Raw genomic sequence first — 12,096 nt, forward strand, 5'->3', positions numbered from 1 at the left:
GGCCTCCCTTGCCTGCTTCCGCGAGACGTCCCGCGCGGCGGGCGCGCCATCCTCTTCAAGCTAGTTCACCGCGCGCGCTGGCGCCAGCCGCGCCGCCTCACAGGCGATGCGTGTCGATGTGGATGACGTGGCCGCCGCGGGCGCGCACCTCTCCCACCATGTGCGCGGTGCCGCCCGCGCCGTCGCCGCCCTGGCCGTCCCACAGGCAGAGCAGCCACACGCGCTCGCCGCCGTGGGCCAGCGCAGTGTCGAGCAGGCAGCGGTTGCAGCGCTCGAACGGATTGTCGCCGGGCGGGGCGGGCGGCATCGCGTGCGGCGGCGTGTCGAGCCGGGCCGCGACCGCCCGGTAGCGCGCCACCCAGCGTTCGCCGTCGCGCACCGGGCGCACCGAGCGCGCGATGAACTCGTTCTCGGCGAAGGGCTGCACCAGCTGCAGCGGCAGGCCGCGCGCCTGCGCCGCCTCGGCGAACAGCAGGTCGCCGCCGGCCGCGCCCTGGGTCAGGCCGAGGTCGGCGGGGCCGGCATCGAGCGCGTCGAGCGCGGCGGCGATCCGCTGCGCGGCAGCCGTCTCGAGCGCGGGCGGAAAGCGCGGCCGGGCGCGACCGGGGGCGTCGGGCATGTGGCCGCTGAAGAGGATGACGTGGCGGGGGGTCGGGTCTTTCATCCGTTCATCGCGACAGAAACCCCGTGCCTGCGGGCTGCCCGCTCAGGGCAAGGGGCTCAGGAAGGACCGCACCAATTCGACGACCTCCGCCTCCCGCTCCCGATGCGGAACGTGGCGCGTATCGGCCATCAGCGCGAGCCGGACCGGTCCGCCGCTCAGCTCGGCGATCAGCTCCGGGTGCTTGCGGGAGCCGTATTCATCATCGAGGCCGTGGATCGCGAGGGCCGGGCAGTTCACCTGCGGCAGCACGGTTCGCAGCGACCAGCCGGCGAAGGCCGGATCCAGCCAGGACTCGATCCAGGCGTCGAGCACCCACCGCGCCTTGTCGCCATGGTATTTGCCGAGGCGCTCGAGCTGGACCGGGTCCCTGAAGAACACCCGCGCCTCTTCCAGGCCGCGGACGGTGCGGTCCTCGAGGAAGCTCTGGGCCGACTCGGTGATCAGCGCCACGCAGGCCTCGCCGAGGTGGGCGGCAAGGTTCACCGCCATGCCGCCGCCCACGCTGTGGCCGAAGACGACGAAGCGCTCGAGCCCGAAGTGGCGTCTGACAGCGGCAAAGCCGGCCTCCGCTTCGCTGGCGATGAAATCCAGCGCCAGCGTGTCCGGGTGCGGGTCGGACCTGCCGAAGCCGAGCCGGTCGTAGGCGATGACCCGGCGGCCGGTCGCTTCGCACAGCGCCGCGGGAAAGCTGCGCCACAGTTCGACGCTGCCGAGCGAGTCGTGCAGGAGCACGATCGGCGCCAGCGCGGAGGACGCGGCCGGCGTCCAGCCGCGGGCGAAGAGGCGGCCGTCGGGGGAGTCGACCCAGGTGTCCTGAATCGTGGGCTGGTGGGTTTCGTCGTTCATGGGTGGAAGTGTGACCGGTAGATTACGGGAAATGGGAGTGTGGCTGCATTCCACCCTGCGTTAACGTGAACGTCAACATTCGGGATTGCCCCGCCGCCAGGCCGCCGGGGTGGTGCCGAAGGCGCGTCTGAACGCGCGGCAGAAGGCCGCTTCCGAGGCGTAGCCGACCGCCTCGGCGATGCGCGCGATGGCGGCGGGGCTGTCGCGCAGGCGCAGCGCGGCGAGCTGCAGGCGCCAGTTCGCGAGGTAGTGCATCGGCGGCACGCCGAGCAGGGCGGTGAAGCGTGCGGCGAAGGCGGAGCGCGACAGGCCCGCTTCGCGCGCCAGCGCCTCGGTGGTCCAGGGGTGGTCCGGGCGCGCGTGGAGCAGCGCGAGCGCGCGGCCGACGATGCGGTCCTGCAGGCCGGCGAGCCAGCCGGTGTGGCCGGGCGGCAGCTTCGCCAGATAGCGGCGCACCGCCTCGATGAACAGCAGCTCGGCGAGCTTGCCGAGCACCGCGGCCGAGCCGGCGCCGCCACGCGCGAACTCCGCCGCGGCATGGTGGAAGCTGCTCTCGATCCAGGCGCCGGCGGCACTGTCCCCGACCGCCAGCCGCAGCAGCGGCGGCAGGCTGGCGAGCAGCGGATTGTGCGGGGCGGCGCAGGCGAGGAAGCCGCACACCACGCGGCACGGTTCACCGCCGCCACCGAGGCGCAGCGCGGCCGGCGCCCCGTCGCACGCCGCCTGCATGCGGTCGCCGATGCTGACCGGCGGCAGGCCGGGCGCGCTCGAGAGCAGGTGCGGCGGATTGCGCGGCAGCATCACGATCTCGCCCGCGGCCAGCGGCTGCGGCGGCCCGTCGTCCACCGCGACGAACAGCCGGCCGGCGACGATGTAGTGGAAGGCGATCAGCTGTGCCGGGAAGTCGCCCTGGCCGTCGAGGTCCGCCGGCTCGACCTGCGACACGAAGCTCCAGGGCGCGCTGAATTCGGCGTCGAGGAAGACCCCGCCCGCCAGCCGCACCGCGGCGAACGCCTGCGACAGCGCGTCCATCGATCCCTCCATCGGCAAAGCCGGCGCCGCGGTCAAGTATTCCGGCGCCGGGGGCCTGTCGGCTCGTCCCCCACACAACTAACTTAGCACTGCGAACCGTCGCCGGCCGGGCCGGCGGGCGGCACGCCCACGACGACATTCCCAACCCCGAGGAGACGAAAGATGAACATCCGCGACGATCTCGGCCTGCCGCTCACCGGCGCCGACGCCGATGCGCTCGCCGACTACCGGCACGCGCTGCGCCAGTTCCAGTGCTACATCGAAGACCCGGTGGCGAGCGTCGATGCCGCGCTCGCCCGCCGCCCCGACTTCGTCATGGCGCACGTGCTGAAGGCCTGGCTGCACCTGCTCGGCACCGAGCCGGCGGCGATCGCGGTCGCACGCGACTGCCATGCCGCCGCCGCCCGTCTGCCGGCGAGCGCGCGCGAGCGCGGCCACCTCGCGGCGATCGGCGCTCTGCTCGAGGGCCGCTGGCGGCGCGCCGGCCGCATCCTCGAGGACGTCGCCATCGACCACCCGGCCGACGTGCTGGCGCTGCAGGCCGGTCATCTGGTCGACTTCTACGTCGGCGACGCGCGCATGCTGCGCGACCGCATCGCGCGCGCGCTGCCCGCCTGGTCGACGTCGATGGCGGGGCATCACGCCCTGCTCGGCATGCACGCCTTCGGCCTCGAGGAGACCGGCGACTACGCGCGCGCCGAGGCGCAGGGCCGCATCGCGGTCGAGCGCGAGCCGCGCGACGGCTGGGCCTGGCATGCGGTGACCCACGTGATGGAGATGCAGGGCCGCGAGCGCGAGGGTATCGCCTGGCTGCGCGCCGACCCGGCGGGGTGGTCCGCCGACAGCTTCTTCCAGGTGCACAACTGGTGGCACCTGGCGCTGTTCCACCTCGAGCTCGGCGAGATCGACGAGGTGCTCGCGCTGTTCGACGGCCCGATCCACGGCGCGCGCTCGACCGTCGCGCTCGACCTGGTCGACGCCGCCTCGCTGCTGTGGCGGCTGCAGCTGCGCGGCACGGACCTCGGCGTACGCTGGCAGACGGTGGCCGACGGCTGGACGCCGCTCGCCGGCGCGGGCAACTACGCCTTCAACGACCTGCATGCCGCGATGGCCTTCGTCGGCGCCGGCCGGGCCGACGCGCTCGAGGCGGTGATCAGCGCCCAGCAGGCGGCGATGGCGGGCGAGGGCGACAACGCCGCCTTCACCCGCGCGGTCGGCCATCCGCTGGTGCTCGCGATCCGCGACTTCGGCGCCGGGCGCTACGCCGAGTGCGCCGAGCGCATCCGCGACGTGCGCGGCATCGCCCACCGCTTCGGCGGCAGCCATGCCCAGCGCAGCGTGCTCGACCTCACCCTGCTCGAGGCCGCCCTGCGCGGCGGGCAGCAGGCGCTGGCGCGCGCGCTCGCCGCCGAGCGCCTGGCGCTGCGGCCGCACAGCCCGCTCAGCCGGCTGTTCCTCGAGCGGGCGCGGCCGCTGGCGGCAGCCGCCTGAGGCGCGCCCGCGCGCGGGCGAGCGGTGCGCAGGCCCGCCCGCCCCCTATGCGCGAGGCGGCCGCCTGAATACAATTACAGGCATGCCGCCCGCCGCAACCGCTTCCCCGCCGTCCGTCCCCGACCCGCTCGCCGGCCTCAACGCCGCCCAGCGCGAGGCGGCCGCCTATGGGGTCTTCGAGGCCGGCGGCGCCGGGCCGCTGCTGGTGATCGCCGGCGCCGGCACCGGCAAGACCAACACCCTCGCCCATCGCGTGGCGCGTCTGATCGCGGACGGTGCCGACCCGGGGCGCATCCTGCTGCTCACCTTCTCGCGCCGTGCCGCCGACGAGATGGGGCGGCGGGTGCGGCGCATCCTCGCGCAGGCGGCGGCCGGCCGGCCCGGGCTGGCGCGGGCCGAGCTGCGCTGGTCGGGCACCTTCCACGCGATCGGCGCCCGCCTGCTGCGCGACTACGCCGGCCGCATCGGGCTCGACCCCGGCTTCACCATCCACGACCGCGAGGATTCCGCCGACCTCATGAACCTCGTGCGGCACGAGCTCGGCTTCTCGGCCACCAAGCGGCGCTTTCCGCAGAAGGGCAGCTGCCTGGCGATCTACTCGGCGGCGGTCAACACCCGCGCGCCGCTCGCCGAGGTGCTGCAGGCCGGCTTTCCGTGGTGTGCCGAATGGGAGGACGAGCTCAGGCGCCTGTTCCGCGCCTACGTCGAGGCCAAGCAGGCGCAGCAGGTGCTCGACTACGACGACCTGCTGCTGTACTGGGCGCAGATGGTGGCCGAGCCCGAGCTCGGCGCCGAGATCGGCGGCCTGTTCGACCACGTGCTGGTCGACGAGTACCAGGACACCAACCAGCTGCAGGCGGCGATCCTGCTGGCGATGAAACCCGAGGGTCGCGGCCTCACCGTGGTCGGCGACGACGCCCAGTCGATCTACGCCTTCCGCGGCGCGACGGTGCGCAACATCCTCGATTTCCCCGCCGCCTTCGCGCCGCCGGCGAAGGTGGTGAAGCTCGAGCAGAACTACCGCTCGACGCGGCCGATCCTGCAGGCGGCCAACGCGGTGATCGCGCTCGCCGCCGAGGGCTTCGACAAGGCGCTGTGGTCCGAGCGCGAATCCGCCCAGCGCCCGCGCATCGTGTCGGTCAAGGACGACGCCGACCAGGCGACCTTTGTCGTCGATACGGTGCTGGCGCTGCGCGAGGAGGGGCTCAGGCTCAAGCAGCAGGCGGTGCTGTTCCGCGCCTCGGCGCACAGCGCCCGGCTGGAGATGGAGCTCACCCGGCGCAACGTCCCCTTCGTGAAGTACGGCGGCCTGAAGTTCCTCGAGGCCGCCCACGTCAAGGACGTGCTCGCGCTGCTGCGCTGGGCGGAGAATCCGCGCGACCGCATCGCCGGCTTTCGCGCCCTGCAGTTGCTCGCCGGCATCGGCCCCCGCACCGCCGGCCGTGCGCTCGACAACGCATGCGCCGCCTCGCCGGGCTGCCTGCTGCTCGCCGAGCAGCCCGTGCCGGAGGCCGCCCGCGCCGGCTGGCGCGAGTTCGCCGCGCTGATCGAGGCGCTCGGCGCGCGCCCGGCCTGGCCGGCGGATTTCGAGCTCGCCTGCCGCTGGTACGAGGCGCAGATGCCGCGGCTGTACGACGACTTCGCGGTGCGCGTGCTCGACGTCCAGCAGCTCGCCCGCATCGCCGCCACCAGCCCGAGCCGCGAGCGCTTCCTCACCGAACTCACCCTCGACCCGCCTTCGGCCACCAGCGGCGAGGCCGGCATGCCGCTGCTCGACGAGGATTACCTGATCCTGTCGACCATGCATTCGGCCAAGGGCCAGGAGTGGAACGCGGTGAGCGTGCTGAACGTGGTCGACGGCTGCATTCCGTCCGACGTCGCCACCCGCAACAGCGCCGAGATCGAGGAGGAGCGCCGCCTGCTCTACGTGGCGATGACGCGGGCGAAGGACAGCCTCGACCTGATCGTGCCGCAGCGCTTCTACGTCACCCAGCAGGCCGGCTTCGGCGACCGCCACGTGTATGCCGGACGGACGCGCTTCATCCCCAACCGCCTGCTCGGCCATTTCGAGCAGCTCGGCTGGCCGCCCCCGCCGCCCGAGTTGCAGGGCACGCCGGGCTCGCGCCAGGCCGCGATCGACCTCGCCGCGAAGATGCGCGACATGTGGCGCTGAGCCGCGCATTCAGCGCGCGTTGTCGGCCCCGCCGTCCCGGCTCGGTCCGGTTTCGCCGCCCTGGCGGTCTTCGGTCCCGGTTGCGCTCGCATCCGGCTCGCCGCAATGCGCCAGGATCGCCGCCCGGACCTCGTCGCGCAGCGCGAGCACGGCGTTCCAGTCCTCGCCGGCGGGGTCAATCGGTGCGCACACGGTCACCGCGAGTGGGCCGCGCCGAGCCCGCCAGTGGGCGCCGCGCAGCACCGTGCGGCTGCCGGCGATCGCCACCGGCACCAGCGGCAGTCCGAGGCGGGCGGCGATGCGGAAGGCGCCCAGGCGGAAGGCCTGCAGGCCGGGTTCGTCGCGGAAGGTGCCTTCGGCGAAGAACAGCAGCGGCGGCGGCCGGGTGGCGAAGGCGGCGAGCGCCTCGAGGTCTTCCACCCCCTGGGAGGCGTCGAAGCGCTCGACGAAGCGCGCGCTCATGCGTTCGAACAGCCGCCGCAGCAGTGGCCGCCGGGCGAGTTCGACCTTGGCGACGAAGCTCACCGGCTGGGGCAGGGCGGCGGCGAGCACGAAGCCGTCCACATAGCTGGCGTGGTTGGCGACCAGCACGCAGGGTCCCTGCGGCAGCCGCTCCAGCCCCGCCACCCGCAGCGGGCAGCCGCACAGGCGGGCGAACAGGCGGGCGAGCCGATGGAGCACGGCCCAGCGCCGCCCCAGCCCGGGCACGCTGAAGATCACCAGCACCGCGAACGGTGTGAGCAGATAGAAGACCGCCCAGACCCACAGGTCGTAGGGCCGCAGCGGGCGTACCGGCCGCAGGCGGCCGCCGAGGCTGCTCGCGGCCAGCCGCAGCAGCTGCAGCCAGGGCGGCCGGGCGGACGCGCCGAGTGTGCCCTGCGCCCAAGCCTCGCGGATCGCCGCGCGGCGGATCTTGCCGCTCGAGGTCTTCAGCACCGCATGCGGCGGCGCCAGCACCACCACGTCGGGCGGCAGGCCGAGTTCGTCGGCGGCGAGGGCGACGATGCGCTGCTCGAGCGCGTCGCGAGCCGTCGGGTCGCGCTCGCGCGTCTCGGCCACCACCACCAGGCGCTCGTCGGCCGCCTCGCCGCCCGCCCCGGCGCCGAAGGCGGCGACGCAGCCGCGGCGCACGCCGGGCAGTTCGCCGATCGCGCGTTCGAGGTCGTAGGGATAGAAGTTGCGCCCGCCGCGGATGATCAGATCCTTGCTGCGGCCGGTGAGGTGGAGCTCGCCGTCGGCGAGGTAGGCGTGGTCGCCGGTACGCAGCCAGTCGTCGTGGAACAGCGCGGCGCTCGCCGCCGGGTTGCGGTGGTAGCCGCGGGTGGCGGAGGGTCCGCGGAACTCGAGCTCGCCGACATGGCGCTCGGGCAGCGGCCGGCCGGCGGCGTCGACCACGCGCAGTTCGTGGCCGGGCAGGGGCGGGCCGCAGGACACGAAGCGCAGCGCGCGCGCATCGTCCTCGGCGGCGGGCAGGGCGACGCCCTCGCGCTGGAAGCGCTCGCGCTCGACGCGGTCGATGCGCGTGCCACGACCGGGCGGCGGTACCGCGAGACCGACGGTGGCCTCGGCGAGGCCGTAGGCCGGGGTCAGGGTTTCCGGGCGCAGGCCGTAGCGGGCGAAGGCGGCGGCGAAGCGCGCCGCCGTGTCGGGGTCGATCGGCTCGGCGCCGTTGGCCGCGAGTCGCCACGTGCTCAGGTCGAGGCCGTCGAGCGGCAGGTCGGCGAGCCGCTTCACGCACAGCTCGTAGGCGAAGTTGGGGGCGGCGGCGACGGTGCCGCGATGATGGTGGATCGCCCACAGCCAGCGCTCCGGCCGTGCGAGGAAGTCGAGCGGTGACATCAGTACCAGCGGGCAGGCGTGATACAGGCTGCCGAGCCAGGCGACGATCAGCCCCATGTCATGGTAGAGCGGCAGCCAGCTGACGCAGACGTCGGTGGAGGACAGGCCGATCGTGCCGCCCCAGGCGCGGATGTTGGCGAGCAGGTTGGCGTGGCTCAGTTCGACGCCTTTGGGGTCGCCCGTCGAGCCCGAGGTGTACTGGATCAGCGCGAGTCCGTTCGGAGCGGCCGCCGGCGGCGGTGCCTGGACGACGGGGCCGGCGGCGGTGAGCTCGGCGGGAGCCGCCACACCGCGCAGCGTCGGCGCCAGCCCGGCGAGCAGGCCGGCCAGGCGGCGCACCCGCGCATCGGCGATCAGCAGCGGCGCATCGCAATTGCGCAGGATGCCGGCCTGGCGTCGCAGGTGGTCCTCGAGCTGGGCGGGACGCGCCGGCGGGTAGATCGGGACCGGGATCGCGCCCGCATACAGGATGCCGAAGAAGCAGCGGAAGAAATCGAGCCCGGAGGGCAGCATCAGGGTGACGCAGTCGCCCGCCTGCACGCCGCGCGCCGCGAGCGCCGCAGCGATCCGTCGCGCGCCTTCGGCGAGCTCGGCGTAGCTCAGATGTTCGAGGGCGTCCTCGTCACGGTAGAAGCTGAGGTGGCGGCGCTCGGGATGGCGTGCGAGGTGCCACTCGAGCACCTCGGGCAGGCTGGTGGCGAGCTCGGGCTCGCCGCCGGCAGCCTCGGGGACGGCCAGCCGCTCCGCCAGCGCGGCGGCTTCCGGGGTGGCGGCGCCGGCGCGGGCGAGCGCGGCAAGCAGCTGGCGCGGCGTCTCGGCACTGCCCAGGGTGTCGTTCGGCAGGTGCAGGCCGAATTCGCGCTCGAGGCGGGCGAGCAGTTCGACCCGCGCGAGGCTGTCGAGGCCGAGCTCGCGATCGAGCGTGCTGTCGAGCCGCGCGCGTGGCACCCGGCCCGGCCACAGTTCGCGCACGAGCGTGTCGACCAGCGCCAGCACGCGATCTGCCGCGGGCGGCAGGCGGCTCGTCGAAGGGGCTGAGTCCGGCTGCTCGCGGGACACGGCGCGGTCCGGTTGGCGCGCGCTCAGGCCGCGCTGCCGGTGAGGCGGGCCGGCTCGGCGGCGGGTGGGCCGGCGCGCAGCAACGCCTCGAATTCTTCGACCGGCAGCGGGCGGGCGAACAGGAAGCCCTGGAACACGCGGCAGCCCTGCGCCTCGAGGATGGCCTGCTGCGCGGGCGTCTCGACGCCCTCGGCGACGACGTTCAGCTCGAGCGCAGAGGCGAGTGCGACGATGGTCTTCACGATCGCCAGGCTGCCGCTGTCCTCGGGTAGCCCATGGACGAAGGACTGGTCGATCTTCAGCTCGTCGAGCGGGAGTCGCAGCAGGTTGGAAAGCGAGGAGTAGCCGGTGCCGAAATCGTCGATCGAGAAGCGGATGCCGTGCGCGAGCAGCCGACGCATCACCACGATCGCTTCCTCCATGTCGCTCAGCACCAGGGATTCGGTCAGCTCGACGACGATGCTTCGCGCCGGCGCGCCGCTGTGGTGGATCGCCTTCAAGGTCTCCTCGGCGAAGCCGGGCTGGTAGAGCTGGCTGGCGCTGACGTTGAGCGAGACCGTGAGCCCCGCGGTGTCGGGCTCGCGCGCCCAGCGCGCGAGCTGGGCACAGACCGCCTCGATCACCAGCCTGCCCAGCGTACGCATCAGGCCGGCGCGCTCGGCCACCGGCAGGAAGTCTTCGGGCGACACCGGCTCGCCGCCCGGGCGCACCCAGCGGACCACCGCCTCGGCGCCGACGATGCGGCGTTCGCGGTCGAACTGGGGCTGGTAGTACATCGTGAATTGCCCCGCGGCGAGACCGGCGCGGAGATCGTCTTCCAGCTGCAGCCGCGCCCGCACCGCATCGTGCATCAGCGGATCGAAGAAGCGCAGCGTGTTCTTGCCTACCCGCTTCGATTCGTACATCGACAGGTCGGCGCGCTGCATCAGGTCCTTGGCGGTGCAGGTCTCGCGCTGGAACATGACGATGCCGATGCTGGCGCCGATCTGTCGCGTGCATTCGCCGAGCACGTAGGGCTGGTTGAGGCGCTCGAGCGCGGTGCGCGCGACGCGCTCGGCCTGCGCCGCCGCCTCGTCGGGCGCGTGCGCCAGATGCTCGAGCAGCAGCACGAACTCGTCGCCGCCGAGGCGGGCGACGGTGTCGGTCTGGCGCACCGTCTCGCGCAGCCGGCGCCCGGTCTGCTGCAGCAGCAGGTCGCCGTGGTGGTGGCCGAGCAGATCGTTGACGTTCTTGAAATCGTCGAGGTCGATGAACATCAGTGCGCCGTGCGCGCCCGTGCGCCGGCTCGCGGTCAGCGCCGCCTCGAGACGCTCGCCGAGCAGCCGGCGGTTGGGCAGCGAGGTGAGGTGATCGTAGAAGGCGAGGGTGTGGATCTCGGCCTCGGCGGCCTTGTTCAGGGTGATGTCGGTGAATGCGCCGACATAGTGGGTGAGGGCGCCCTGGGCGTCGCGCACGCTGCTGACCGCGAGCCGCTCCGGGAAGACCTCGCCGTTGCGGCGGCGGCTCCAGATCTCGCCCTCCCAGGCGCCGCGCAGGTCCAGCCTGGACTTGATCGCACGGAAGAAGGCGGGGCCGTGGCGGCCGGAGGCGAGCATGGCGGTCTTGCGGCCGATCACCTCTTCGGGGGCATAGCCGGTGATCTGGCTGAAGGCCTTGTTGACCCGCAGGATGGTGGTATCGGGCGCGGTGATGACCATGCCCTGCTGGGAGTCGAAGGCGATCGCCGCGATGCGCTGTTCCTGCTCGAGGCGGGCGCGCTCGGTGACGTCGCGTGCGAGCAGCACCACCGCGCGCTTGCCCTTGAGCGGCGTTTCCAGCGCCCGGCAATGACCCTCGAACGCGCGCGGCCCCGAGCGCGTGTCGAGTTCGTATTCGAGGCGCTCGGTGACACCGGAGGCGAGTGTGCGGCGCACGAAGGCGAGGAAGAGGTCGGCCTTGTCGGGCGGCAGGACGTCGTGCATGAGCCGTCCGCGCACCTCGCCCGCGGCGGCATAGAGGAGGTCGTCGCCCTGCGAGATGACCTCCTGGTAGCGGCCGTCCTCGTCGATCACCAGCAGCAGGTCGGGGATCGCGCCGGCGATCGCGCGCAGGCTCGCCTCGCTCTGCGCCAGCGCATGATCGGTGGACTGGCGGCGTTCGATGTCGAGCAACAGGGTGCCGAGCAGCGCGGTCGCCGGCGCCAGGGCGAGGACGTAGGGCAGGGCGAGCTCGCCGAAGATCGCGCCCACGTACTTGTCGGGGATCAGCAGGAACAGCAGCAGGTTGAAGCCGTGCAGCAGGAGGCCAAAGCCGAGCAGGCGCACCGGCGCGCGGGTCAGGCGCCCGTGCGTGACCGCCGCGCGGTAGGCCAGGCCGGCGGTCACCGCGGCGAGGATCACGATGGTGCCGACCAGGGCGCCGTCGCCGCCGAGGGCGAGCCGGTAGGCGCCGGCGATCGCGCCCCCCAGCGCACCCACCAGCGGGCCGCCGAACAGCGCCGCCATGCTGAGCGCCACCGCGCGGCCGTCGAAGATCACGCCGGGCGCGATCTCGATCGGGATCATCATCCCCACCACCGCGATGCCGCCGAAGATCATGCCCGAGCCGATCTGGGCCGCCAGCGCGCTGCGACGCCACACGCGAAGGTTGAGCCCGTGCAGCAGGCTGAGCGCGAGAAGCAGCGCGGTGGCTTCGAGCAGGTCGAGGAACATGCGCGGGAGGGCCGTTAGTGGGTGGGCGGGTCGCTTCCGGGGATGGTACTGCGCCCGCGCCCGCGGCGCCCGACGAAAACCGCTGGCTGCCCCCGATTGCGGGTGCACGGCGCGCCGCCCGATAATCGCCGGCATCAGCCACACCCGCGAGAGGCGTCACGATGGCAATCGATTCCCGCGACCTGGACGAGAGCGGCCTGGTGATCGGGGCGTCGCCCGAACGCTTCCGCGCGGTGGCGATGCCCTTGCTGTTCGACCATCTGAATGCCCAGTGCGAGGGCACGATCGCGGTCAATCGCCAG

At 73.2% G+C, this 12,096-nt stretch carries 7 protein-coding genes; 2 read left to right on the forward strand and 5 right to left on the reverse strand.

Translation table 11 applies throughout. The features are described 5' to 3' along the window. Positions 1 to 97: 97 nt before the first annotated feature. The 3 genes from BB334_RS14295 to BB334_RS14305 form a co-directional block, all read right to left on the reverse strand. Positions 98 to 664 (reverse strand): hypothetical protein, encoded by a 567-nt coding sequence (locus BB334_RS14295; RefSeq protein WP_068809172.1) that lies wholly within the window; start codon positions 662 to 664, stop codon positions 98 to 100. A 42-nt stretch (positions 665 to 706) separates the two neighbouring features. Next, complete coding sequence (locus BB334_RS14300) at positions 707 to 1,510, reverse strand: alpha/beta fold hydrolase (RefSeq protein WP_068809173.1); 804 nt, start codon at positions 1,508 to 1,510, stop codon at positions 707 to 709. Positions 1,511 to 1,582: 72 nt separating this feature from the next. Then, positions 1,583 to 2,542 carry an AraC family transcriptional regulator gene (locus BB334_RS14305; RefSeq protein ID WP_068809174.1) on the reverse strand — a complete coding sequence of 320 codons (960 nt, stop codon included), beginning with the start codon at positions 2,540 to 2,542 and terminating at the stop codon, positions 1,583 to 1,585. A 162-nt stretch (positions 2,543 to 2,704) separates the two neighbouring features. Between BB334_RS14305 and BB334_RS14310 the strand changes: the two genes are divergently transcribed. Together BB334_RS14310 and BB334_RS14315 are read left to right on the forward strand one after the other, a co-directional pair. Further along, complete coding sequence (locus tag BB334_RS14310) at positions 2,705 to 4,033, forward strand: tetratricopeptide repeat protein (protein WP_068809175.1); 1,329 nt, start codon at positions 2,705 to 2,707, stop codon at positions 4,031 to 4,033. Between the two features lie 82 nt (positions 4,034 to 4,115). Next, the gene (locus BB334_RS14315; RefSeq protein ID WP_068809176.1) at positions 4,116 to 6,206 is read left to right on the forward strand and encodes an ATP-dependent helicase; all 2,091 of its coding nucleotides are present in this window, start codon (positions 4,116 to 4,118) and stop codon (positions 6,204 to 6,206) included. 9 nt (positions 6,207 to 6,215) lie between these two features. On the opposite strand, the gene BB334_RS14320 is transcribed toward BB334_RS14315, so the two are convergent. Continuing rightward, complete coding sequence (locus BB334_RS14320) at positions 6,216 to 9,104, reverse strand: AMP-binding protein (protein WP_232756745.1); 2,889 nt, start codon at positions 9,102 to 9,104, stop codon at positions 6,216 to 6,218. Between the two features lie 23 nt (positions 9,105 to 9,127). Continuing rightward, positions 9,128 to 11,794 (reverse strand): EAL domain-containing protein, encoded by a 2,667-nt coding sequence (locus BB334_RS14325; protein ID WP_068809178.1) that lies wholly within the window; start codon positions 11,792 to 11,794, stop codon positions 9,128 to 9,130. Positions 11,795 to 12,096 lie beyond the last annotated feature (302 nt).

It is taken from the genome of Thauera phenolivorans (genome assembly GCF_001696715.1).
In the GTDB taxonomy this organism is placed as follows: domain Bacteria; phylum Pseudomonadota; class Gammaproteobacteria; order Burkholderiales; family Rhodocyclaceae; genus Thauera; species Thauera phenolivorans.

Bases quoted from the DNA above. Each gene is read 5' to 3' on its own strand.
- BB334_RS14315 (WP_068809176.1), top strand. From the start codon at position 4,116: ATGCCGCCCGCCGCAACCGCTTCCCCGCCGTCCGTCCCCGACCCGCTC.
- BB334_RS14325 (WP_068809178.1), bottom strand. From the start codon at position 11,794: ATGTTCCTCGACCTGCTCGAAGCCACCGCGCTGCTTCTCGCGCTCAGC.
- BB334_RS14310 (WP_068809175.1), top strand. From the start codon at position 2,705: ATGAACATCCGCGACGATCTCGGCCTGCCGCTCACCGGCGCCGACGCC.
- BB334_RS14305 (WP_068809174.1), bottom strand. From the start codon at position 2,542: ATGGACGCGCTGTCGCAGGCGTTCGCCGCGGTGCGGCTGGCGGGCGGG.
- BB334_RS14300 (WP_068809173.1), bottom strand. From the start codon at position 1,510: ATGAACGACGAAACCCACCAGCCCACGATTCAGGACACCTGGGTCGAC.
- BB334_RS14295 (WP_068809172.1), bottom strand. From the start codon at position 664: ATGAAAGACCCGACCCCCCGCCACGTCATCCTCTTCAGCGGCCACATG.